Annotated in this window: 20 protein-coding genes and 3 pseudogenes; 11 read left to right on the forward strand and 12 right to left on the reverse strand. The window is 70.9% G+C overall.

The window, feature by feature from the left end; all coding sequences use genetic code 11:
• The first annotated feature begins 20 nt into the window (after window positions 1-20).
• From AB0O76_RS43395 to AB0O76_RS43440, 10 genes and pseudogenes are all read left to right on the forward strand, one after another.
• The gene (locus AB0O76_RS43395; protein ID WP_365503389.1) at window positions 21-332 is read left to right on the forward strand and encodes a hypothetical protein; all 312 of its coding nucleotides are present in this window, start codon (window positions 21-23) and stop codon (window positions 330-332) included.
• A gap of 1,014 nt (window positions 333-1,346) precedes the next feature.
• Entirely contained in the window at window positions 1,347-2,093 is a 747-nt protein-coding gene (locus tag AB0O76_RS43400) for a DUF317 domain-containing protein (RefSeq protein ID WP_365503338.1), read from the forward strand.
• A 248-nt stretch (window positions 2,094-2,341) separates the two neighbouring features.
• Window positions 2,342-3,400, forward strand: a complete 1,059-nt coding sequence (locus AB0O76_RS43405; RefSeq protein WP_365503392.1) for an AAA family ATPase — start codon at window positions 2,342-2,344, stop codon at window positions 3,398-3,400.
• A gap of 76 nt (window positions 3,401-3,476) precedes the next feature.
• Complete coding sequence (locus AB0O76_RS43410; RefSeq protein ID WP_365503341.1) at window positions 3,477-5,297, forward strand: VWA domain-containing protein; 1,821 nt, start codon at window positions 3,477-3,479, stop codon at window positions 5,295-5,297.
• 83 nt (window positions 5,298-5,380) lie between these two features.
• Window positions 5,381-5,857 (forward strand): hypothetical protein, encoded by a 477-nt coding sequence (locus AB0O76_RS43415; RefSeq protein WP_365503344.1) that lies wholly within the window; start codon window positions 5,381-5,383, stop codon window positions 5,855-5,857.
• Between the two features lie 48 nt (window positions 5,858-5,905).
• The gene (locus tag AB0O76_RS43420; protein ID WP_365503347.1) at window positions 5,906-6,118 is read left to right on the forward strand and encodes a NucA/NucB deoxyribonuclease domain-containing protein; all 213 of its coding nucleotides are present in this window, start codon (window positions 5,906-5,908) and stop codon (window positions 6,116-6,118) included.
• A gap of 108 nt (window positions 6,119-6,226) precedes the next feature.
• Window positions 6,227-7,132 (forward strand): hypothetical protein, encoded by a 906-nt coding sequence (locus AB0O76_RS43425; RefSeq protein WP_365503350.1) that lies wholly within the window; start codon window positions 6,227-6,229, stop codon window positions 7,130-7,132.
• A 699-nt stretch (window positions 7,133-7,831) separates the two neighbouring features.
• A complete protein-coding gene (locus AB0O76_RS43430; protein ID WP_365503353.1) occupies window positions 7,832-8,200 on the forward strand; it encodes a hypothetical protein in 369 nt (122 codons plus the stop codon).
• A pseudogene (locus tag AB0O76_RS43435) lies at window positions 8,197-8,826 on the forward strand (caspase family protein); the annotation flags it as partial. The gene AB0O76_RS43430 and the pseudogene AB0O76_RS43435, both read left to right, overlap by 4 nt.
• Before the next feature lie 114 nt (window positions 8,827-8,940).
• Window positions 8,941-9,894, forward strand: a pseudogene (locus tag AB0O76_RS43440) (PAS domain S-box protein); the annotation flags it as partial.
• Window positions 9,895-10,082: 188 nt separating this feature from the next.
• On the opposite strand, the gene AB0O76_RS43445 reads toward AB0O76_RS43440, so the two are convergent.
• Genes AB0O76_RS43445 through AB0O76_RS43455 form a run of 3 tightly spaced genes read right to left on the reverse strand, consistent with a single transcriptional unit; the run spans window position 10,083 to window position 12,084 of the window.
• Window positions 10,083-10,670 (reverse strand): DUF6192 family protein, encoded by a 588-nt coding sequence (locus AB0O76_RS43445; RefSeq protein WP_365503356.1) that lies wholly within the window; start codon window positions 10,668-10,670, stop codon window positions 10,083-10,085.
• Between the two features lie 20 nt (window positions 10,671-10,690).
• Window positions 10,691-11,134 carry a hypothetical protein gene (locus AB0O76_RS43450; protein WP_365503359.1) on the reverse strand — a complete coding sequence of 148 codons (444 nt, stop codon included), beginning with the start codon at window positions 11,132-11,134 and terminating at the stop codon, window positions 10,691-10,693.
• Window positions 11,131-12,084 carry a DUF6192 family protein gene (locus AB0O76_RS43455; RefSeq protein WP_365503362.1) on the reverse strand — a complete coding sequence of 318 codons (954 nt, stop codon included), beginning with the start codon at window positions 12,082-12,084 and terminating at the stop codon, window positions 11,131-11,133. The genes AB0O76_RS43450 and AB0O76_RS43455 overlap by 4 nt, the downstream gene beginning before the upstream one ends.
• A 337-nt stretch (window positions 12,085-12,421) precedes the next feature.
• On the opposite strand from AB0O76_RS43455, the gene AB0O76_RS43460 reads away from it, so the two are divergent.
• Window positions 12,422-12,802, forward strand: coding sequence for a hypothetical protein (locus AB0O76_RS43460; RefSeq protein WP_365503365.1), 381 nt, complete (start codon window positions 12,422-12,424; stop codon window positions 12,800-12,802).
• Between the two features lie 413 nt (window positions 12,803-13,215).
• Here AB0O76_RS43460 and AB0O76_RS43465 read toward each other — a convergent pair whose 3' ends face one another.
• The 9 genes and pseudogenes from AB0O76_RS43465 to AB0O76_RS43505 form a co-directional block, all read right to left on the reverse strand.
• A complete protein-coding gene (locus AB0O76_RS43465; protein WP_365503368.1) occupies window positions 13,216-14,103 on the reverse strand; it encodes a helix-turn-helix domain-containing protein in 888 nt (295 codons plus the stop codon).
• A gap of 361 nt (window positions 14,104-14,464) precedes the next feature.
• Complete coding sequence (locus AB0O76_RS43470; protein WP_365503371.1) at window positions 14,465-15,346, reverse strand: extensin; 882 nt, start codon at window positions 15,344-15,346, stop codon at window positions 14,465-14,467.
• Complete coding sequence (locus AB0O76_RS43475) at window positions 15,343-16,284, reverse strand: bifunctional lytic transglycosylase/C40 family peptidase (protein WP_365503374.1); 942 nt, start codon at window positions 16,282-16,284, stop codon at window positions 15,343-15,345. Before AB0O76_RS43475 ends, AB0O76_RS43470 begins: the two co-directional genes overlap by 4 nt.
• Window positions 16,281-17,267, reverse strand: a complete 987-nt coding sequence (locus AB0O76_RS43480; protein ID WP_365503377.1) for a replication-relaxation family protein — start codon at window positions 17,265-17,267, stop codon at window positions 16,281-16,283. The genes AB0O76_RS43475 and AB0O76_RS43480 overlap by 4 nt, the downstream gene beginning before the upstream one ends.
• A 172-nt stretch (window positions 17,268-17,439) precedes the next feature.
• The gene (locus AB0O76_RS43485; protein ID WP_365503380.1) at window positions 17,440-19,848 is read right to left on the reverse strand and encodes a DUF87 domain-containing protein; all 2,409 of its coding nucleotides are present in this window, start codon (window positions 19,846-19,848) and stop codon (window positions 17,440-17,442) included.
• Window positions 19,836-21,611, reverse strand: a complete 1,776-nt coding sequence (locus AB0O76_RS43490) for an ATP-binding protein (RefSeq protein ID WP_365503395.1) — start codon at window positions 21,609-21,611, stop codon at window positions 19,836-19,838. Before AB0O76_RS43490 ends, AB0O76_RS43485 begins: the two co-directional genes overlap by 13 nt.
• A gap of 104 nt (window positions 21,612-21,715) precedes the next feature.
• On the reverse strand, window positions 21,716-22,675 hold the full coding sequence (locus AB0O76_RS43495; RefSeq protein WP_365503383.1) for a PrgI family protein: 960 nt from the start codon (window positions 22,673-22,675) through the stop codon (window positions 21,716-21,718).
• Window positions 22,672-22,953 carry a hypothetical protein gene (locus tag AB0O76_RS43500; protein ID WP_365503386.1) on the reverse strand — a complete coding sequence of 94 codons (282 nt, stop codon included), beginning with the start codon at window positions 22,951-22,953 and terminating at the stop codon, window positions 22,672-22,674. Before AB0O76_RS43500 ends, AB0O76_RS43495 begins: the two co-directional genes overlap by 4 nt.
• Window positions 22,954-22,955: 2 nt before the next feature.
• Window positions 22,956-23,241 (reverse strand): annotated as a pseudogene (locus tag AB0O76_RS43505) (hypothetical protein); the annotation flags it as partial.

The following is a 23,241-nucleotide window of genomic DNA, read 5'->3' on the forward strand; positions in this document are numbered from 1 at the left end:
CGCCGCCGTACCCATGGCCAATTAGGAGAATTCCGGATGGAGAATTACTTGGCGCTCAAACCACCCCAGATGAGGAAAAACTTGACCGTCGACACTACCGGACGCGGCTCCGCATCACCCAGAAGCGCGGCCAGCCGACGCTGGCCCTCGCCGCCACCGTCGACATCCTTTCCCATGCAGCAGAAGAGCCTCTCTGCATCGGGCGCATCGACGCGGCCGACACGTCCTGGACGTTCATGCTCTTCCTCAACGCCGCCGCCACCGCGGTACTGGCCTGCACCGGCGTCGCGAGATGCGAGTCCCCGGCAGAGCCAGCCACTGACGCGAAGTGACAACATACCTGCCTTGGTGACAACTATCGTGCTTCGGCTCATGTATGCCGTGAGACGCCCTGGGCGGGTGCTGAGGTAGGCGCTGGTGCCGAGCACTGTCACCTCTGGCAATGCTGATCAGAGATCTACTGCAAGGCGTTTGTCCCGTCGTATCTGGTGTCGTTTCCGGCGTCGCTTTCGTGTGCGGTCTTGGATGCGACACCCTTACTCGCGGCGTGTGTACAGGCCAGAGGCCCAGCGAGCCACCGGCGGGCGTGGGCGACTGTATATCGGTGCAGCATCGCATCCCGATCTACGGGCTCTGGCCGCCCGGCCTCTCGGTGCTCCGTCTGCGGACCCAGCGTCCAGTTCCGCCCCGCTCATCCTGTACGACTCCTTCACTTCGCCAACTCGGCTTCCAGTCAATCCTGTTGTGTCTCGTCACAGGACCGCCTGCGAGTGCCGGCGGGGGATCGGGAGGAGCCGTGGGTGCCGCCCATCGTCGACGCCGGGGCCTGTTGATTCGTGCGTGCGCTCGAATTGGGGGCGGTGCCGGCGCCGCGCGGGCCTGCGATTCGGTCGAGGAAGGCGCGGTGGTCGACGCAAGGCGTCGTGGGACCGGGAGTTTTTCTGGATTCCCGTCGTGAATTCGCGAGAATTCCAGCATTATCAAGCCCGGAGCGGGCTTCAGGTCGCGCCCGACCCGAGCTATATTTAAATTGTTCCCGCAAAGGCCGGGAATGCAAATCCCGCCAAAAGTCCCGTTCGAATTCGGGTGACGGATGAGGTGTGCCCAAAAGGGCGATGAATTGGAATCCGGAAAGGGGAGGCGGCGGTGGGGATTCACGCAGCGTTACGCATCTGCGAGATGTACTCGGTGGCCTCGGGCCGCCGGGCGCAGATCCGCACGGCGGCATCCGGTCCTGGCTCGGGTCGACCGCCCTGACCGTGCCGCATACCGGACCCCTGCCTAGGCCACACCTGGCACGCCCCCGCCTCGAATTCTCCTTAAGCAGTGGAGAGGAGTACCACGCGATGACCGATGCAATCTGGCCCTTGGCCGCGCCTATGCCCGCGAATGAGTACGAGCTTCCCGTTCGCCCCCGGTATTTGGCCGGAGGTGGGGGCTGCGCCGATGCGGCACTGGACCCGCTGACTGTCCCGACGTGGCGGTTTCGGGAGGCGGAGCCGGGCAATGTGCACGCCTTCGCCGACCGGGACCGCGCCTACGTCGGTTTCCTGCCCGAGCCCTGTCAGGAGGTGCGGGCCAGAGGGCTGTGGCACATCGAGGCCCGCCAGGCGCGGTGGGCGGCACCGGTGTGGGAGGCGGCGATGAGTGATCACACCCCGCCCGAGCTGGTGGCGGCGTTCACCGCCGCGCTGGCCCAAGATGCCGCGCTGGGTGGGGAGGAGCCGCCGTATCTGCATCGTGACGATCATCCGGATGTGGTGTGGGAGCCGCTGCGCCGGGCCGGGTGGGATGTGCACGTGGCGGGCTTTGCGGTGCGGGCTCTGGCGCCCGGGCTGCTGGTCCATGTCGGCTACACCCCGCCCAGGCCGGAGTCGGGGCCGCGTATGCAGCTCGCGCGGGAGGAGGCCTGGGAGATCGAGGTCCGCCCCTCCCCGGCGGGCGCCGCGCTGTGGTGGGCGTACTTCCATGCCGCCACCCCCGCCCATCTGATCGGCGCGTTCACTACTGCGCTGAGCGACCCGGCCCCGCTGTGGCGCGAGGAGCACCAGATCCCCCGTCAGGCCCGGCCCCGGGTCGCTACCACCGACTGACGCCTCTGTTGGGCGGCTGCGCAGCCGCCCGCCCCTCGCAGAGCACGGCTGCGGGCAGCGCTCCCTGCCCGCAGCCGCCCCACCCCAATGCAGCGAAAGGGCTCGTGATGACCAACCCTGCCACGCCGACCTCCGCGACCACCGCCTCTGCTACCTCGACCTCCGCCACCCCGAACCCCACGACAGCGTCGGTGAGTTCGCCGCCCGGCGGGGGCGGGAAGGCCCGCCGGGGAGAGCTGCGCGCGCGGATCGCGAAGATTCTTTCCTTGGACGAAGCGGTGACGCACAGCGTCACCGAACTTGCCAGAAGGCTGGGGCATTCGGGCGGGGCGGTCGGCAACGCCTGCGAGACGCTGGTGAGCCGGGGCGAGGCGGAGCGGGTCGGCTCCAAACCCCGTATGTACCGGGCGACGTCGGCCACAGCGGCCGCCGCACAGCGTGCCGGGGCCCCGCCGCCGGGCCCGGGGCGTACGCCACCGGTCCCGCGCCCGCCCGCACCGCCGCCCGTGCGGCCGGGGCCGGTCACCCGCCCGAACGGGCAGGCCTACCACCCCCGGGCGCTGGCGCAGTTGCCGGATGTGGAGGCGCTACGGCGCCTGCGGCGGGCGCAGGTGGCGGTGTTGTTGTACGGGCCGCCGGGCACCGGGAAGACCTCGCTGATCGAGGCGGCCTTCGGTGACCTGATCACGGTGGCGGGGGACGGCGACACCACGGTCGGTGACCTGGTGGGGGAGTACACCCAGGACGAGCGCGGCGGGTATGAGTTCGTCTACGGCCCGCTGGTGACCGCGATGCAGGAGGGCCGGGCGCTGCTCCTGGACGACGCGACTCTGATCTCCCCGAAGGTGCTGGCCGCCCTGTATCCGGCGATGGACGGGCGCAGGCAGATCCAGGTCAAGGCGCACAAGGGCGAGACGATCACCGCCGCTGACGGCTTCTACGTGATCGCCGGGCACAACCCCGGCGTGCACGGGGCGGTGCTCACCGAGGCGTTGGCCTCCCGGTTCAGTGTGCAGGTCCAGGTCGGCTCCGACTACGACCTGGCGGCGGCCTTGAAGATCAACCGGACGGCGGTGCGGATCGCCCGCCACCTGGCCATCAGTCAGCAGGCGGGCGAGGTCGGCTGGGCCCCGCAGCTGCGGGAGTTGCTCGCCTTCCAGAAGATCTCCGAGGTGCTCGGCACCGAGGCCGCCTTCGCCAATCTGGTCGGCGTGGCCCCGCTGGAGGACCGCGACACGGTCGCCGAGATCGTCACCAAGGCGATCGGCCGCCCCATCACCGCCCTGGCCCTGGGCCGCCAACTCTGAGACCCGACCCGCCCGGTGCCGCACCGGGCCCTCTCCCCACCCCCTCTGTCACTGCCCGGAAGGGACGCGATCCGCCATGCCCCCATCCACCCCGGCCCACATCCACTACGCTCCGTCCCCGCTCTCCGACACCGACTTGGCCTTGGACCGCTGGGCGGACGACGGCGGACCCGCCCCCGCCCCCAGCCGGGTGGCCGAGGCGGCGCAGTGGCGGCGGATCGCGGCCGCGCTGACCGGGCGGCTGCCCGACCTGGCCGGGCGCGCGGACGTGCTGGTCACCTGCGAGGAGGAGACTCGTTCGGGGGCGCCCGCCGCGTTCTACCCGGTCACCGCCCAACTCGAGGTCGACCGGGCCCTGTTCGCGCCCCGGCCCCCGGCGGCGATCCGCCCGGCCCGGCCGGGGGATGAGGAGCACTACCCCACGGCCTGGGGTGCCTTCGTGCACGAGGCCGCGCACGCCGCCCACTCCCGCTGGGCCACCCCACCCCACCTGCGCGGCACCGCCCTCGATTTGGCGGGGCAGCTGCTGGAGGAGTCCCGGGCCGAGTACGCCCACCTGAACCGCCGCCCGGATGACCGCCGCTTCCTGCGTACCGCCGTACACGCCCTGGTCATGAAGGACTTCACCCGGGACACCCCCACCGATGCGTGGCGGGCCGCCTGGGCGGCCGGGCTGATCCTGGGACGCCGCGATGCCGGAGTCCTCGACCAGGACGAGACCGCCGCCCTGCAGGCCACCGTCACCGCAGCTCTCGGCACCGACCTGCTGCAGCAGCTGACGAGTATCTGGATGGCCGCCCACACCACTGCCGACACCGACGGGCAGGCCATGCTGGAGCACGCGACGGCCTGGTGCCAGGCGCTCGGCACCGACCCGGTCGCAGGCGAACCCGCCCCCGACCCCGCCGGATGCACCGGTGAGCTGGCCGAGGCGGTCGGCCAGGTGACCGTGCGGGTGGCCGCCAACGAAGCCGAGCAGACGGCAGTCCGCACCCGCGCCGAGGTTGCCCAACAGGCCCGGAAACAGGCAAGGGCCGCAGAAGCCGCCCAGGCACGCCAGGCCGCACAGACGGCCGAGAAGGTCTTCGCACCGGGCAGGCGCCCGCACAACCCCGGAAAAGTAGCCCGGGGGTGGCGGTCACGTTCCCCGGTGACCGGGACACGGGCGCCCAGGGGTGCGGAGAAGGCGGCGGCCGGGCGCCTGGCCAGGGCGCTGCGCGCGGCCGCCTACCGCGAACGCACCACCATCACCACCACCTCGGCCGCCCCGCCCGGCCGCCTGAACATGCGCGGCGCGCTGGCCCGCGACGCCCAGAAGGCGGCAGGCGCCACCCCCACCGCCCAGCCCTGGATCCACACCCGCCACCGCCCCCACCCCTCCCCACCGCTACGGGTGGGCATCGCCGTGGACGTCTCCGGCTCCATGAGCCTGGCCGCCGCCCCGATCGCCTCGGCCGCCTGGATCCTGGCCACGGCGACCTCGCTGACCGACCCCGACTCCCGCTCGGCGACCGTCGCCTACGACCACTGCCTGACCGCCATCACCACCCCGGGACGCACCCCGAACCGGGTCACCGAGTTCGCAGCCCAGGGCATGGGCCACAGCCTCGCCGAGGCCATCGACGCCCTGACGGCAGGACTCGGCCTGGCCCAACCGGGCGCCGCCCGCCTCCTGGTCATCGCCTCCGACGGCTACTACCACCCCGAAGAAGCCACCCGCGCCAGCTCGCGCATCACCGCCCTGCGCATGGCCGGATGCGCAGTGCTCTGGCTCGCCTTCGAGGACGACGCCCGCCCCCTGCCCGGCGCCACACTGCTCGAACTGACCGACCCGGCCCAAGCCGCCACGGCCATCGGCAAAGCCGCCGCCACGGCCCTCACCACCACCCAGCCCTGACCCCCGTGGTGGCCGCCCCGGGCACCACCCGGGGCGGCACCCCACCGCACACCCACCCCCCCCAGTGAAGGAGACCACCCGCCATGACCTCACTCGCCGAACGCGCCCACGCCGCCGCCCTGTTCATCCGCCACACCACCGCCCTCAGCCCGCACGGCCCCTACCGGGGCGAGGAACAGGCCCGCACCGCCGTACGCCTCGCGGCCGCCCTCGGCCTTGGCCTGGACCAGATCACCATCACCCCCGACTGGCTGCGCCGCCGCACCACCCCCGGCGAACCGCTCCTGGCCACCGTCACCTGCCCCGACACCGCCGAGACGTACGTGTTCCTGGCCCGCGAACCCCTCTACGACGACTTGGAGTTCGAGCTGCTCGGCCCCTGCCCCGAATGCGCGGGCCAGGTCCCCCTCGCCACCATCTGCCACCTAGCCGACCTCGGAGACCACCTGGCCCGCCCGCCACTGACGGCCTCGGAAGTCCAGCACACCACCCTGCTGCCCGACACCTTCACCCGCGACGACGGCCACACCGACGCCTGCTCCCACGGCGAAGCCCTCTAACCACCCGCAGCCGACCCCACACCCAAGGACCTCGCGCACCGCAAGGCGATGTGCGGGAAGGTCCCCAACCCCAACCCGAAGAAGAAGGATTGCGACGAGTACCCCTTCGCGGCGTCCAAGGAGGGCGGTAAGCCGTCCAAGGGCAGTGCCCGCGTCATCGACCGCGGTGACAACCGTTCCGCCGGTGCCCGTCTTGGCGGCTTCTACAAGAAGGCCCGCATCCTGAACGGCGACGCCTACTACGTTCAGATCAAGCGCTAGACGCGGGCAACGCGGCTGCCGGATCCAACGTCTCCCCTTCCAAGGGGGGTACGATCCGGCAGCCGCAGACATGATGGGGGTTTTCCCGTGCGTCACTCCAACTGGCCGATGCTTGAAGGCCGTTCCCGGCCGGTGAAGATGAAGGAGTGGGGCGACCTGACGGTCATGGACCCCGACGTCGGATCAGCACCGTCCGTGAAGTACAGCAAGATGCTGGCCGCCGCCAAGGACGCGCTCAGCATCGATGCCGGGAACTCGCTGGAGAACCCCCGCGTCATCCTCTACACCGGTGAAGACCCTGGGGCCGAGGAGGGGTGGGACGAGGTGGAGGAGATCACGCTGGCCTCCACCACAGGGTTCCTCGCCCTGTGTGACAGCGGCACCGCCCCCGTGCGCAAGGAGAACCTGGCCACTGCGGGACCCGGCACCTACCTGGTCCGCGTCCACGCCAGCAACCGCGCCAGCGAAACCAAGCACCCCCGGTTCCTCATCCAGATCATCCCCGGCCCCCGAACCGGAAACGAACCTGCCCCTGAAGCCGTCCGGATCGGGGATGAGGACGGCGCGATCCTGGTCCGCACCTGCTTCACGAACCTCGAAGGCTGGAACCGCCTCCTGGCCGGTTTTGAAGAGGCCGCGGAACGTGAAGCGAACCAGCCGGATCACACCAGCGAGGACTTCGACGAGACCGCCGAAGGCTTCGGCCTGATCACGGTCATCGACAACCTCGCCTATACGGGCTTCACTCCCGAGCAGATCACCGCGCTGATCCCGACGGACGACGAGAACTGGCCCGAGACCACCATCGTCCTCATCGCCGACGAGCAGGCCCTGGCTTCTGCTGAACTGCCGCTCCTGGCCGTGAACAACGCCCCCGACGACGAAGATGAACCGTTCCGGATCGTCTTCGGGCAGGCCGGGCTGTTCGTCTGCAACATGGACCTGGGCAACACGTTCTTCCGTGAGTGGTCGGCCGGGGTGGATGACGACGGTGTCTATCGGTCGACCGACTGACCGGGGCCGCGGAGCCTTCTGTAGGGTTTCCTGATCGGTCTCCGCCGCGCTGCAAGGCGCCGCTGGAACGGCTTCTCAGAGGGCCCCCGCCCGGAGCTGGACGACGGAGCCCTGCCCGTGTCCGTGCAACAGCGGCGGCTTCTGCGGCGGCTGCGGGCACGCGGGCTGCGCAGGACGGTGATGAACCACCCCACCGAACGCGCCGGGACCGGGCACCCGCGTGCTGGCCGAACAGCTTGGTCTCGGTGCCCCTATGACCCCCTCGCCGAGCGATATGCGCCGGCGACCGGATCCACCGCCTCACCCGCGCCCTGCGCCAGACCGCCACCGAGCTGGATGCCGCCTACTCGCGGGCACGAGAGGGCGGCCGCGAACTACGCACCCTGCGCGGCCTACTGGCCGCAGGCCGCGAAGAAGCCGTCACTCTCAAACAGGAGATCAGCTCTGCGGCTGCGGAGTTGGAGCTCGCGCTGGAGCGGTGCCGACGCACGGGTCGCGGGTCGGCGGTCAGCTCCCCGGCGAAGTCCAGGATGAGCCCGCGGGGGTGTTGCGGTCGGCGGTGGCCGTGGCCTGGGGCTGTCCCTCTCCGTTGGCCTCTCGAGGGATGCTACCGCGTCCTTGGGGAGACCCGGTGACCGGAGGCGGCCCAGCGCACAGACTGGGGCCAGCGGTGTCAGTGACGCGTTCTATGCTTCCTGCATGCTCATCACCGTACGTTGTCCTGAGGGGCCGACCGAAAGTGAACTGCGCTCGCTGTCCGCCTGGTTGGAGAGTGACCGGTCCGTGGGGCGGTACTTAAGCGCAGAACTGACGACCGACCGCCCGCGTATTCCGGGCCAGCAGGGCGATGGGATCGACCTTCTCTCCCTCATACTCAGCAGTGGCTTCAGCGCCGCTTCACTCGCCGCTTCCATCGCCTCCTGGCGTGCCACCCGCCCGCAGGCGCCCACGTTGGTTGTCGAGCGTCCCGGCAGTACGCGCATTGAGATCCACGGGGCGAGCCTGGCCGAGTCGGAAGCGCTGGTGCGCAGACTCATGGGCGACGAACAGGCAGACTCCGACTCGTGACCGGGCTGCCCGACCCTGCTGGAACGCGGGTTCTCCTTGTCGGCGCCGGCAAGTTCACCTCCCTGGACGCCCTGCCGGCCGTGGCTGGCAACCTCACCCTGCTGCGCGAGCTGTTCACCAAGGAGTGGAACCTCCCCGCCTCCCACTGCACGGTTCTCCAGAACCCTTCCCTGCCGCGCGACATATCCCGGGCGGCCCAGGAATCGGTCGACGCAGCCACCGACACCTTGCTCATCTACTACGCCGGACACGGCCTGATCGAGCCGAGGACCGGGAAGCTGCACCTCGCCACCGAGACGACCGACCCCAACTCCGTCCATGACACCGCCACGCCCTACGACTGGATCCGCTGGCCAGCCGAGAAGAGCCGGGCCCTACGCCGGATCGTCGTACTCGACTGCTGCTACAGCGCCCGCGCATTCGGCGTCCAGTCCCCTACTGCGGCCTTGGAAGTCGACGGCATCTACCTGCTGGCCGCCGCGGCCGAGACCGCGGTGGCACTCTCGCCGCCCAACGAACCACTGACGGCCTTCACCGGCGAATGGGTCACCCTGATGCGCGACGGGGTACCGGGCGAGGGTGAGTATCTCGACCTCGACACGCTCTTCACACGGCTGCGTACCCGTCTGGTGACGAGCGACCGCCCCGAACCGCACCGGCTGTGCCGTAACCAGCTGGGGCAGCTGCCCTTCATCCGTAACGCCGCCTACACCACACTGCCTCCGCCGCCCGCGGGCGACATGCCGACCCCGCGCACGGACCGGACCGACCTCGCGGTGGCAGAGCTCTACATAGCGCGCAGTCTGGCCGACACCCTGCAGGCCATCGCCGATGGAGCGGTGTTCGGTCTTGGATACGGGCTGGCCGCAGTGAATCTCGTACGCCCCGACGGCGACCTGGTTGTCGCAGCCTTCTCAGGCAACCCGGCTGCCGAGGCCCTGCTCACCGGCAGGGTCGGTTCCCGCGAGTCGTGGGAACGTCGGCTGACCATGGGCGAGGACTGGGCTGGCCTGCGCTTCATCCCGCACACCGAAGGGTGGGTGCTCACCGACGATGACGTTCCCCAGTGGCCCACCGAGGGCACCGCACCGGACGACGAGAACGCCTGGCATCCCGAGGACCGGCTCTACGCGCCCATGCACACGTCAGACGGTCTCGTCGGGGTGATCTCTGTGGATCTGCCGTCCGACGGCTGCAGGCCAGATAGCGAGGACCGGGCGGCCCTGCGTACGTACGCCTTCCACTCCGCCATCGCCGTCGCCAACGCCCGGCTGCGGGCCAACATGCAGCGGGCCCTCGTACGCCTGGAGCGCGAACAGCGGACCCTGCGCGCCAGCGAGGAGTCCTTCCGGCAGGCGTTCGAGTACGCGCCGAGCGGCATGGCTGTCTCTGAGATGGGCGGCGACACGCACGGTCGACTGGTCCGCGTCAATGACGCCCTGTGCCGACTCCTGGGCCGCCCCGCCTCCGCGATGCGCCGCTACTCCTTCAGCGACTTGGTACACCCCGAAGACATCGGCACCCTGCTCCGGACCAGCGCCGAGGGCGGCCGTGCGCAGCTGCGCCTCGGTCGCCGCGACGGCACGTACGTTTGGGTCTATATGCGCAATTCCGTCGTCGCATCTGTCGAGGACGGGCCTCGATTCCTTCTCACCAACGTCGACGGCATCGAGGAGCGCAAGCGGCTCGAGGTCTAGCTCCTCACCACGCCAGTCACGACGACGCGCTGTCCGGCTTGCTGCACAACGACGGGCAGCGAGACCGGCTCTGCGAGCGGGCGTCAGGCAGCTTAGACAGGAGCTGAGCCTGGACGTGGTCGTTCTGGAGACGAGGTAGGGATCGCCGTATCGGCCCGGCCACTTTCGCGGTCCGGCCCTCTGATTCAAGACGACCTCATGGCTGCTCGTGCGGTGTCACAGGTCCAGCCGGGCTTCGGTTCCTGCGGTGGGTGCTTGATGAGGTCGAAGCGATCCGGGTGTCCGGCGAGGATCGCGTGCACTGACCATGAGGTACGCGCATCACGCTTGTCCTGGGGCCAGGCGGCAGCGACTCGGCGGTATCGGGCCAAGGAGGCCGGCTGGATGCCGACGGCTTCGGCGAACTTACCCAGCAGGCTGGGGTCCGGGACCTGCCCCGCGTTCAATGGCTCTACATCAAGGGCGAGGTCTCCCAGCTCGAACTGGAGCGCACGGGCCCTTTCTACGAGCTCGGTTCCGTCGCTGACGAGCTCGGAGTAGCGCTTATCGGCCGTCGAGGTTTCCTTGACGCGATGCTTCCTGGTCGCCCAGTCCAGGGCTCGGACCGCAGCAACTCTTTCCCCTGGTGTGTGGGTGCAGTAGGGGCATCCGCCGACGGCCTCGAAGGTTTCCCTGGCGGCCAGGTGACCCAGGTGACATCTGACGATTTCTGCTGTGCGCCCTTCCTGGCTCCAGAACAGGGGGACGTCGTCTGGGCCGTCGGTCTTCCCCATGGCACGGTCGCCTTCTCTCCCTAGTCGTCGGTGCTCTCACTGCGAAGGGCAAGCTCCGGGGAGAAGCCCGCGTCGCGAAGACGCCGTGTGGCTCGCACGATGCCACTGACGGCCTGGTTGATCACGATGATCTGGGGGGTCTCCTGATCGGCCGGTGTGAGCGGTGCGATGGCGCTGCGCTGGAGCCGAACGGCACGCTTGTGGATCAGTGCGGCTTCGCGGGTGACGGCTAGCACGGACAGCCGGGGATCGCGGGTGCGTATGTACTGGGAGAAGACGTACAGCAGGCACTCCTCGTCCACGATGCACTTGTTGTCCTTGGCCCAGGCTTTGGCGATCTCGAACTGTCCCTCGGCCATCGTCTCCAGCGCGTCCTCGCGCACAATCGCCTTGCCGTCGGCGGCCCCGATGAGTTCCCACAGTTCCTCTCCGAGGTCATGTGGTGACCTCCGGCGTGTCGTCATCGGTCCTCCCCTCCAGCCTCGTCCCGGAGCATCTCGGCCAGGGCGGCGTCCATGTCGGGCTTGCCTGTGGTCGCGACGTGCTCGCACCAGTCGCAGACTGCGCGGACCTTCCTGAGGCTGTCGGTGATGGCTTCCATGGCGGTCTCGTCGCAGTTCTCCGTCTGCAGTAGGACCACAGCGTTCTGCATGGACACGCAGAAGCTGGTCGCGACCCCGAGGATCTTGAGAACCGCTGACGGAGTGTCCCGGTAATCGACGACGGGAGCTTGCTGAGCGGAGGGGGTCTCGTGCCTTTCAGCCCGTGGAGACGGTTCGGACAGCCCTGCGAATGCGCGTGCCTCGTTGGCCCGTTCCTCAAGCTTCTTTCCACGCTGGCGATTCGCGTCACGTACGGCCTGCCGGAAGCGCGGATTCTCGACCGCAGCGTCGATCACCTCGGTCCGTTCAGCCAGCCGCGCGAGTGCTTCCGCAGCCTCGTCGGTGTCGCGCAGGATGTGTTTGACCTTGTCGATCCGCTCCTCGGGCGTCTTGGGATGTATGGGCATGAGTTTCCGGGCGCGCAAGGCTTCGTCCTGAGTCCACGCAACGGTCTCTTCAGGGTCGGTGGGGTCGGGCGGTTCGTCGCGGATCATGCGGAACCGGTCGGGGTCGGCGGCGAGACGCGCGTGCACGGACCAGGAGACGTCGGGACGCCGCATAGCGGTCGGCCATGCCCGGGAGATGTACCGGTAATGGAGCAGAGTGCTGGGCCTGGCCCCGATCTGCTGGGCGTAAACCTCGACGATCCTTTCGATATCGCCGTGGCGTTCAGGGGAGTCGAGCATGTCGACGAGCGTGTCGCCCAGCTCGAACTTCGCATCGCCGATCTGCTTCACGAGTCGGCGCCCCTTCTCTACGTACGCCTGCCACTCGGCTTCCTTGAACCCGGGCGGAGGGATGGCACTGACCATGGCAGCCTCCAGCTGTCTTGTCCGGACCGGCCGGGAAGCGCTGGAGGGCCGCTGGTCTTGCGGTCGCGGCGCCGGGGTGTATCCGACCGCTGTTCCACAGGCATCGTGGCGTCCCGCAGCCAGCGAAGGGAGGGCGAACTACCTGCGGAATGAGGCACTCATGTTCGCTGTTGCGTGCTTGCGTGCCCGCTCAACCGTGCAAGCGCTGGGTAGTGCCGTAGGGCGTGTGAGGTGACCGTGCGCCCATCTCTGAGGCTGAAGCGCTGCTCGTCACTCTCGGGGGTGGTCGAGGGCAACGGGGCTGAGCTCGACCGCACATGGTCCGTAGCCTCGTTACATGAGCGCCGATCACCAGTGCTACGGGGTCCCCTTGGAGCGCTACCAGTTGTCTCGGGCTGATCACCGTGGTCAACAAGAAGCCGTGGATGTCGCGGCGTGGGTCGCGGAGCAGATCGCCAAGGCCCCTCGCATGAGTGACGAACAATTGGAGACCATCCTGGAGATGCTCCGTGAACCGAGGCCTCCCGTGGAGAAGATGACCTGGCGGGTTCGGCTCTACTGCGGTCACATTCGGGAGGTCGCGCGTCCGCGGAGCTGGCTACGTCCGTATCAGGGCACCTCGGGTAAGGAGACTTGCGGCGACTGCGGCCTCGACCCGGCACTCATTGTTGCGTTTGAGCCCTTGGAAGCGGACTCGAATCAGGGGAAGCCAGCCTGACTGGCCGGGGCTTCGCGCTACCTCTCCCCTCGGCCCGCTGCGGGACGGTCCTGGCGCTTGGGGTCGCTTACCTGGGTAGATTTTTCCGCGCCGGGTTCGTGGTAGCGGGTACCGTCGCGGAAGTGCTCCAATACGCCCCGGGCTTGGGCGGTGGCCCCGGCGGTGAGATCTGTGTGTAGCGTTCGCGCCAGCTCGTACGTGGTGTGCGCGAAGGTGTCGCGTGCGGAACGCCGGGCCCGGTACGCCGCGTACACGGCGATGCCCGCCGATATCGCGGCCACGATCGTACTCAGCCAGTCTGCCGCGAATCCCTCGCCCTCCCGTGGTCACTCCTTGGCGTGGAAGACTCGCACAGCAGCCGGGGTGGGTCCCAACTCCTTTGGGACCCACCCCGGTTCGCTGTGTCTGGTGGGTTATGAGTTGCCCTCCGGCGTTGCCAGACGGTAGGTGCGCGGACGTTCACTCACGTGCTCGGCGATGCCCTGCCGGGCGAGGGTGACCAGGGCGTTGGCGATCGCGCCTGAGGACTTCTCGATCACGCGGCTGATCTTGGTGGCGGTGAACGCCTCGTCGGGATGCGCCTGGAGGTGGTCGATGACCATCTGTCGCAGCGCTCCGGGCACGAGCCGCTTCTTCCCACCCGGCAGGGTGATCGTTTCCGCCGGTGGCGTCTGGCGATTTGTGCTCGCCTGCGGGGCAGGGGTCTTCTCGTCCCTGCGGTCGCTGTTGCCGTCCTTGTCGTGCGGGCCGTCCTTGCCGCCGCTGTCGTCGTCCGTGTCGCCGTTGTCGGTGTTGCTGTGCTCAGTGTCCTGCTGTGCCTCGGCCGGGGGGACGGGGGCGGCATCCGTGCTGTTGTCGTCCGGTGTGGCGGGGGTGTCGGTTGCGGTCTCGTCGGCGGGAGCGCTTTCCTGCTCGGTGGTGTTGCCGACCGGCTCCTGGGTCTCCGTGACGGCAGGTTTCGGCGGGGTGTTGGCGGGTTCCTGATCACTGGAGCCGTCGTCATTGCTGGTCGTGTGGGTGGGGGCGGCGCGCCAGCGGTCGGGGGTGCGGCGGGGGCCGTCGTGTCCGCCGGGGGTGCGGACGGCCAGGCCGCGCTGTTCCAGGGCGGTCAGGGCCTTTCCGGCGGTGGAGCGGCCTACGCCTGCGGCGAGGGCGAGTTCGGTGACCGTGGAACCATCGGTACCCGCGAGGTTGACCAGTTTGGTGTAGAGCGCGGCGGGTGCGCCGCTCAGGTGGGCCAGCAGCTCGGCAGCGGGGACGGCATGCAGCGTACGTGTGTCGTCGGAAGTCGTGTCGGACATGAGAGGAACCTCGATTCCATGAGAGGGCGAGCGGTTGAGGTCCCCGGCCGGGGTACGGACCCGTGTGCGCGGGCCGCAGGGTTTCGCCGGGCGCGTGCGCACCGCGTTTCTCCCGGGCGAACAGGGCCGTGGCGCGGGCGGGTTCACGGATCCCCGTGGATGTGCCCGGTGCATCGTCGGCCACGACCATGGACGCTCTGCTATGTCATGAAGTCAAGCGGGCCGATCGCTTCTGGAACCGGCCAGCTCAGAGGGGGGGCCGTGGTAGCCGGGCGCGGACCGGGTCAGGGCGTGCGCCGATCGGCGCACGGCATCGGAAGATCCCGGGGCCGGGTCCGATCGGCGGCGTGGCTGGGGAAGTTCAGTCGGTCCGGGGCGGTGGGTGTGGCGGGTGGGCCAGGAGCTGGTCGTGGATCTGGCGGGCACGTCGGGGCCCGATGTGCAGATCGGTGCGTAGCCGCCAGATGCTGACCGATTTCCCGGTGGCGGCCAGCGCGGCGTTGTTCAGAGCGATCGCCCGCGGCCACACGTCGGCGTTCGTCGTCCCGCGATCGGCCGGTGGGCGGCCGGGCGCCACCGGCGGGCTGTTGGGCGCGTTGCCGCCAGCGTGGGGCCCCGAACGGCCCGCATCGCTGTGGGCGGAGCCACCGGCCTGAGCGGGGCGGGAATCGGACCTGCCCTGCGGCGGATTGTTGGGCGGATGAGGACGGGAACTGGACAGTTCGCTGCGTTCTCGGATCGATCGGGGTGGAGGGATCGTGGGTGGGGTCGTCGGCTCGATGGGATCGGCGGAGTCGATCCGGTCCAGCAGATCGGTGACGGTCCGTCGGTAGGCGGCGATCGTTTCGGTGAGGGCGATCAGAAGCAGGGCTGGGGTCAGGTGCAGGAGTACGGCTGCCGGATCGGCTTGGCGGGGCAGGCCGATCTGTCCGTCGGGCCAGAGCGACTCCCAGGAGTTCATCAGAGCGGCGGTGCACCCGGCGCCCCAGCGCAGTGCGGTCGACCAGCCGGGCGGGCGGATGCCCCAGGCTGCCAGGCGGGCGTCGACGTACAGGACCCCGGCGAGGGCGGTGGCGAGCATGGGGTCGAGGAGGAGGGCGATGGGCCAGGGGACGTCGCGGCTGGTGGCGAAGCGGGTGACGTTGACCGTGGTGAAGGCCAGGGCCAGGATTCCGACGGCGGACAGCACCCGGGTCATGAAGGTGAGCAGGGCGATGGCCTCGCGGGCGGCGATCGGCTTCACCGGGTACCACCGCCTGGCACAGCGGGCCGGGTCGCGCCCTGGAAGGCAGGGGAGGAGGTGCGGGAGGGGCCCTGGCGGACGACCGCGCCGGGGCGGGGCGCGTCGATGGCCTGGTCGCGGCCGGTGTAGAGCGAGACGTGGGTGATGGCGTTCGGGCCGGAGCCGAAGAACAGCAAGTCGCCGGGAGCCAGTTGGGCGGTACGAGGCAGGCGGGGGCCGTGTTCGTACTGGGCCTGGGCGACGCGGGGCAGGCTGATGCCAGCTGCGGCGTAGGCGGCCTTGGTCAGGCCCGAGCAGTCGAAGCCGCCCTCGGAGGGGCCGTCGCCGCCCCATACGTATGGGGTGCCGAGCTGGCCGCGGGCGTAGGCAACTGCTTTGCCCGCTGTGCCATTTGGGGCCGGTGTGGCGGCTGCGTACTCCTCGGCGATGGCTAGAACTTGGTTCACGTAGGTGTCTGAGTGGTTGTAGTGCCAGATCGCCCGGCGCAGGTTCTTGTTGTTCCTCGCCCCGTTCGCGCACAGCAGGCGAGCCGCGGCGTAAACGGCGTCGACCGGGTCCCAGGGGGTGGGCGGCTTCTGGCCGCCGGGCGGGACGGGATGGGCGTACGCCTTGAAGGTGGACGGCAGAAATTGCATCGGCCCGACCGCGCCCGCCGAAGACGTCATGGTGGGGTGGCGGCCGTGGTCGGTCTCGACCTTTCCGATCGCCGCGAGGACCGTCCAGGACAGGCCTGGGCACTCGGGTGCCGCCCGTTGGTAGAGCGCGAGCATCCTGGGCGGGATGCCGGAGAGTGCGTGCTTGCTTGGGCTGGCGGATGCGCCACCGCCGCTGCCGGGGGTGAAGCTGCTGAGGAGGGCGGCCGCGACGATGGCGGCCAGGAAGGGCAGGGCCAGGACCGCGCAGCCGGCTCCGACGACCGCCTTGGCGAGCGCGCTCACGCCTCAGCCCCGATGGCGGGTGGCAGCGGTGGGACGGGGAGGGTGAGTGGGGTGTCGGCGTCGGTGGGGTCGAGGCCTGCGGCCGGGGTGAGGTGGGGCCAGTGGGCGGCGAGGCCGGTGAGGGTGGTGCGGCGGGCTGCCGGTTCGAAGGGGGACCACCAGGCGTCCCAGGGGGTGTTGGTGGCGAAGTCGGCCGAGGTGGAGGCCACCGCCAGGCCCAACTCCCGTGCGGCAGGTGCTAGTCGGTGCCGCAGTGCGACATCGCGGGAGGCGGTGCGGGTGTGGATGAGCAGGGCGGGGCGTGTGCTGGTGGCGGTGGTGAAGGCGGCGTAGCCGGTGAGTTTGGCCTCGACGCGGGCGAGGGTTTGGCTGCCGGTGTCGTATTCGAGGAAGAACGGGAGCAGGTGGTCGGCGTCGCTGTAGTGGGCGTAGGCGTCGGGGCGGATGATGTCGCCCCAGCGGCGGGTGGCGGAGCGTTCGGAGAGCCAGAGGGGCAGCCCGGTCTCGGGGGCGGTGTAGGTGTGGGCGGCGAGGTGGGTGAGGAGGTCGTTGACGCCGAGGTCGTGGCCGAGGGTGGGGGAGTAGGCGATGCGGCCGGTGTGGGTGGGGCGCCAGCCGGTGGCGGCGGTGTCGAGTCCGCTGTGGGCGGCCAGGAGGGCGGCTCCGGCGGGGCCGAGGGTGTAGTGCTCGGGTGCGGAGCCGGTCTGGGTCAGGGGGCGGAAGGAGTCGAGGACGGCGTGCTGGTGCAGGGTGTGGAGGCGGCGCTGGGCGGAGCGGAGTGAGGTGTAGGCGAGGCGCGTGATCTGGTGGGTGGTCAGGACCCGGTGTTCGTGGAGCATGTGCACCAGCCACAGGTCGCGGGCGGTGAGGCGGCGGGCGAGGGCGGCCACGTCCGGGTGCCGGGTGGGGCGGTGGCGGGTGGTGGCGGCGCGGGCGGTGTAGCGGGAGCCGGGGCCGTGGGCGGGGCGGGGGAGTGCGGGCATGGCAGGTCACCACCGGGTGTGGGCGGAGGATGGCTGGGCGGCGATATCTGGGTCCTGGCGCGCACTCCGTGAGCGCTGGCGATTACGAGGCTCTGGCGTACGTCCTGGTGCCTGAGCGCCAGGACCGGGAGCGGCCGCCGTCGTCGGCGGAGGAAGCCCGGGGGAGTGTCGTTCAGGGCCGAGTCGCGGGGCGGGGGCCGGTGCGGGAAGCGGCTGCTGCGCGCAGGTCGGCGGCCCGGCCGGGCACCGGGGGTGGCAGGGGGCGGGTGGTGAGGGTGAAGGCTGCGGACTCGGCGCCGCCGGCCAGCAGGTGGGCGGCGGCTTGGTAGGGGCCGAGGTGGGCGAGGTCGTGCGCGGCCAGGGTGGGCAGGGTGTGGCGTTCCAGGGAGGTGGCGTCTTCGGGGGAGGCGTTGAAGAAGACCTTGTTGCGGGCGTTGGCGGAGATGCCTTCGCGCAGGTCGCGGGGGAGTTGGGCGAGGTGCTGGTGGGCCAGGAGCATGGAGAGGCGGTAGCCGCGGGCCTCGGCGAGCATGTCCTCCAGGGGGTAGGGGAGGGTGAGGAAGTTGTGGGCCTCGTCGATGCTCAAGGTGGCGTCGATGCGGGTGTGTTCGGGTGCGCGGGCGCGGGCGGCGGCTGCCTGCCAGGTGCCGGCGACGATGAAGGAGCCGAGCAGGCGGGCGGTCTCTTCGCCGAGGGCGCCCTTGGGGAGGCGGGCCAGGAGGATGCCGCCGTCGAGGACGCTGGTGAGGTCGAAGGTGGAGGGTCCGGCGGCGATGGCGCGGCGGGCGAAGTCGCGCAGCAGGAAGGCGCGCAGCTTGTTCATCACCGGGCCGACCACCGCGGCGCGGGCGGGTTCCGACATGGATTCGTACCAGGCCCAGAAGCCGCGTAGTACGGGGTCTTTGAGGGCGGGGATGATGCGTAGCCGGTAGGCGGGTTCGCCGAGCAGGCGGGGGATGTCGGCGAGGGTGACCAACTGCCGGGATGTGGTGCGGTGTTTGAGGAGGGTCAGGCAGGCGGCGCGCATGATGTCGTCGGTTCGGGGTCCCCAGAAGGCGGTGAAGATCCGGCGGAAGATGCCGGTGATGTTGTCGACGACGACGTCGATGTCGGCGCCGTCCAGCACGTTCAGGCAGGGCGGGGTGTGCGGGTCGTCTGGGTCGATCAGGACGAGCCGGTCGGCGCAGGTGTCGGGGAGCCGGTCCAGGAGGTCGGTGACCAGGTCGCCCTTGGGGTCGATGACGATGACGCCGCGATGGTTGCGTACGTCGTCCAGGGCGAGGTTGGCGATGAGGGTGGACTTGCCGGAGCCGGTGGCGCCCATGACGTGGAGGTGGTGGCGGGCGTCGGGAACCGCGAGGCCGACGCCGCGGCGGGCGCCGGTGTCGGAGCGGCCCAGGGGTTTGACCCCGCTGCCGGGGGCGGGTTCGGGGATGGGCGGGGGTGGCAGCACGGAGCGGGCTCCGGCTCGCTGGACGCCGGGTGCGTCTGCGTCCAGCGGCAGGTGCGCTAGCGCGGCGAGTTCAGGTACGGACAGCAGGGCGGGGCGTGTGGACGGGAACTGCCGGGTGCTCAGGTGGGGTTCGGGGTGGGGCAGGCGGGTGCGGGCGAGGTAGTTGCGTTCCGCGTACAGGCCGAAGGCGGAGGCCAGCGCGTGGGCCCGGCCGCGCACCATGTCCTCGGCCCCTTCCGTCTTGGGCGAGCAGGCAGCAGCGTAAGAGAGGGTGCACTGCCACTGGGAGCCGGATTGCTTGGCCGCCATCTGCCGTACAGCAACGCCGTGTTCGGGATCTTGCCTTCCGGTCGCGGCGGGTTGGGCGCGGTGGAGGAGGAGTGCGGTCAGGGCGGGGAGGCGGGTGGGTGTGTGTCCGGCCTTGAGGCGTCGGGCCTGGCGGCGGGCGCGGCGCAGTGCGCGGCCGGTGGCGGGGCGGGCCAGGATCTGCACGCAGGCGGTCTCGTCCTCGCCCATGCCGGTGGCGGCCTGGAGCAGGGCGCGCAGCGGGTCGGTGGTGTGGTCGGTGCGCAGGGGCAGGGCGTCGGGGCGGGCCGGGCGCAGCCGTCCGGCGGCGATGGTGTGGCCGTGTGGGAGGAGGGGCTCGGGTGGGGTGAGGCGGGTGTGGGCGCCGGGCCACGCGGCCTCCACCGCCCGGCGTACCAGGCCCAGGGGCACGGTGCCGGGGACCCACAGGCGGATGTGTACGCCGGTGTGGGACCAGGCGTATTCGAAGGCGAGGTGGGGCTGGCCGGTGGTGATGCGGCGCCACCATGGGCGCAGGAGTCCGGAGAGCTGGGCCCACAGGACTTCACCGCCCTTGGGGGCGACGTGGGGCGGGGCGAGGATCTCCACGCAGCGGGCGCCGTCGGTCAGGCGCCGTTGGCGGGTGCGCTGCAGGTGGCGCCAAACGGCGTATCCACAGGCTGCTGATACGAGGGTGGCGGGGATCAGGGCGGGCGCGGACGCGGCGCACCAGTCGAGGGCGGCGCGGATCGCGGTGGGCGCGAAGGTGTCCGGGTGGGTGAGGAAGTCCACCAGCGGTCCTGATGCGCCGGTGATGCCGAAGCGGGCCGTCACGGTGACCACGCCCCGCCGTGACCGTCGACGTCGTCATCGACGTACGAGCCACCGAACGCCGCTCCCGGGTCGGCCTCGCCGTCATCGATGCCCTCGTACGCGGCGGCGAGTTCGCCGGGATCGGTTGTGATGACCTCGTGTTCCCCGGGGGCGGCCACGCTGATCAGCGCGACCTTGTGGCGCCGGTCGCCGGTCAGGAGCAGCGCTTCGCCGCGGGCGGCCGAGAGGAGGAACTCCCGCTCGCCGTGGGAGAGATGGAAGTTCTCGGTGATCTGGTCGATGGCCTGTGGGGCTTGGCGGAGCAGGATCTGGGTGGCGGCGTTGGAGACGATGGCGCGCCCCAGCGGGGAGGCGAGCACGTCGTCGGCGTCCTGGGTGATGACCGCCAGGCCGGTCCAGTGCTTGCGGGCGGCCTTGGCCATCTTGAACAGAAACCGCGCCCCGGCCCCTTCCCGCATCAGCAGCCACGCCTCGTCCACCAGGACCACATGGCGGCCCGGGCGTCCGGGGGAGGCGACCCGCCGCCAGATCGCGTCCAGCGCCAGGAGCATGGCCGGGGCCTTCACCTCCTCGGGCAGCTGGCGCAGAGCAAAGACCACCAGGTGTCCGGTGGTTGTGGTGGTGCTGGGGCCGTTGAAGAGGCGGGCGTGTGAGCCGGTGGTGTAGGGGGCGAGGCGGTGGGCCAGGTTGGTGGCGGTGGGGTCGGCGTCGCCGGTCAGGATGGCGGCGAGGTCGTCGAGTTGGGGTGGGGTGCGCCGCCAGGTGCGCGGGTCGGCGGTGATGCCGCAGCGTGCGTACGTCGAGAGGATTGCGCGGTCCAGGACCGCCTTCTCCGCGGCGCTCAGCGTGCCGCCGAACAGCACGGTCAGGAAGGTGTGCAGGAAGAGCACGCGGCGGGTGAACGCGTCGTCCGTCGTCGTGTCCGATGTGGCGGGCAGGTCGAAGGGGTTGAGGCGGACGCCGTCGGCGCCGAGTGCGATCACCTGTCCGCCGACGGCCTGGGCCAGGCGTACGTATTCGTCTTCCGGGTCGATCACGGAGGCGGTTACGCCGGTGAACAGCAGGCGCAGCAGTTCGAGTTTGGCGAGGTAGGACTTTCCGGCGCCGGAGCGGGCCAGGGTGATGGAGTTGTAGTTGTCCTGGGCGAAGCGGTCCCAGAGCACGGGGGTGCCGGAGACCGCGTTCAGCCCGTACAGCACCCCGGACACGGTGCCGTCCGCGTCGGTGGCAAGGGGCAGGTCGGGGCTGGTGAGGGGGAAGCAGGCGGCCAGTGCGGTGGTGTCGAAGGTGCGGCGGATCTTGAGGGTGTCGATGCCGAGCGGGAGGGTGGCCAGCCAGCCGGGCAGTGCCCGGTACGTGGTGGGGGCGACGCTCATGAGGAGGGACTCGGCGACCGCGCGGACGGCCGACACCTGCTCGGCGAGGTGCTCCTCGTCGGCGGCATGCACCGTCATATACAGGGCGACGTGGAAGAGCTTGCCCTCGCCGCGGGCGATCCGGTAAGCGAGATCGGCCGCGTCCGCCGCGGCGGCCTCCACGTCCGGGTCGTCCAGGCGGCCCTTGTCGAAGCCGGTGCGCCGGCCCGACTCCAGGCGGGCCCGCTGCTTCTTCAGCCCGGCCGCGGCCACCGGGCCCGGGACCGGGTCGATGTGCAGGGCGACGTCGAGGTGGCCGGGAAAGTTCAGCAGCGGGGCGAGCCAGCCCGGGGTGACCTCGGCCGGGTAGCCGGTCACCACCAGGGTGGAGGCCAGGTGCGCGCCGACCGCGAGCATACGGGGGTGGACCTCCACGGCCTCGGGGCCGCTCACGTCGAGCAACTCCGCCCCGGAGAGCGGCGAGCTGGAATCTGTCCGGCGGCGGCCGGCCCGGAACCGGATCACCGCGCGTCACCTGCCTCGACGTTGTGGAGTGCCGTGGCGGGGGCTTCGGGGTTGCAGGCAGCCGAGACCAGCGCGGCGGTGGCCGGGGCATCGAGTACGGTGACGGCGATCTGCGCTGGGGCCAGGGCCCGGGCGGCCTCGTGGATGCGCTGCAGGGCGCGCCCGCCGCTCGTCCCGGAGCGGGAGCGACGCGTACTTGAGGTGCTCTCCTCGCGGGCGACCAGGACGACCTGCCGGGTCAGGAGATCACCGCCGCCGGCGAGGTCGGACAGGAAGTCGGCGTGGGCGCGGGCGGCCTGTTCCAGCGCGGGATGGGGCAGGGCGGGGGCGTGGCGGAGCAGTTCGTCGGCCAGCGGTGTCAGGTCGGTGCGGTGGCAGCGCACCAGCAACTGGGTGGGGCCGGTCAGGGAGTTGAGCCAGCGGGCGAACGCCGCTACCAGGCCCTGCTGTTCGACTGCGGAGCGCAGGTCGAAGTTGACCGTGGAGCAGGTGGCGAGGGCGGCCTGTCCCTCGCCGCGCAGGTCCAGTACGCCGGGCGGGGCGACGCCGTCGCACGGCAGGCGCATCGCCACGGGCGGCACTCCGGCGGCGCCCGCCAGGCGGGGGTGGACGATGTCCGGGAGCGGTGGGACGCCCTCGGGGGCGTGGACGCGGCGCTTGGAGGTGCGGGCGTGGGCGAGCGCGGCGCGCAGGAAGCTGTCCAGGCTGACGCCTTCCCGGCGGCCGAGCGCGATCGCCGCCACCGCCCCGGCGACGGGGACGACCAGCACGAGGTAGGCCAAGGGGTCCATGAACGGGCGCGCGAGCCAGTAGCCGCCGTACAGGAGGAGTGCGGTGCCGGCCAAGAGCGCGGTCTGCCGGGCGGTGAAGGGGCCCAGGACCTGGTCGGGGCGGGCGACGTCGGCCGGGATGCGGACCGCGTACGGCTCGTACGCGTCGTCGTCGGGGTCGATCATGGTGCGGGCCTCCGGGGAGTACGGCGCGGCAGGGGCGGCTGCTGGAGGGGAAGGCGCAGCTGTACGGGGCGGGCGGGGCGGACCCGTACGCGGGTGGCGGGGATGGGCAGCGCGAGCTGCCGGGCGCGCGGCAGCGGGGCGCGGCGTGCGGCGGCTACGGGTGGCGGTGCGGCGGGGGCGGGTTGGGGGCGGGGGACGCGCTGGACGGCGATGGGCAGCGGCAGTTGGACGCCTGCTCGCGGTGGTGCTGCCGGAACGTGCTTCGCGGGGATTGGCAATTTCAGCTGCTGTGTCCGGCGGGCCTGGGCGGGGTGGGGAACGGCTCCCTGCGGGGCCGGACGCGGATTGGGGCGGGGTGTGGCGGGGTTGCCGGGGGTGGCTGCCCGGGCGCGGGGGCGGACCGGTGCGGCCGGGCCGTGCGGCGCAGGCGCCGCCGGTGCCTGGGGAGCACGTGGTGCACCGCCTCCCGCAGCCGGCGGGGGCGCAGGCGGTGCGGGGTGGCCGCCTCCCGGGTGCGGGGCGCGCCCTCGGGGCGCCGGGCCGCCACCGCCCGGTGCCGGCCCGGG

The sequence above is a fragment of the Streptomyces sp. NPDC086554 genome (genome assembly GCF_040686095.1).
Lineage (GTDB): Bacteria > Actinomycetota > Actinomycetes > Streptomycetales > Streptomycetaceae > Streptomyces.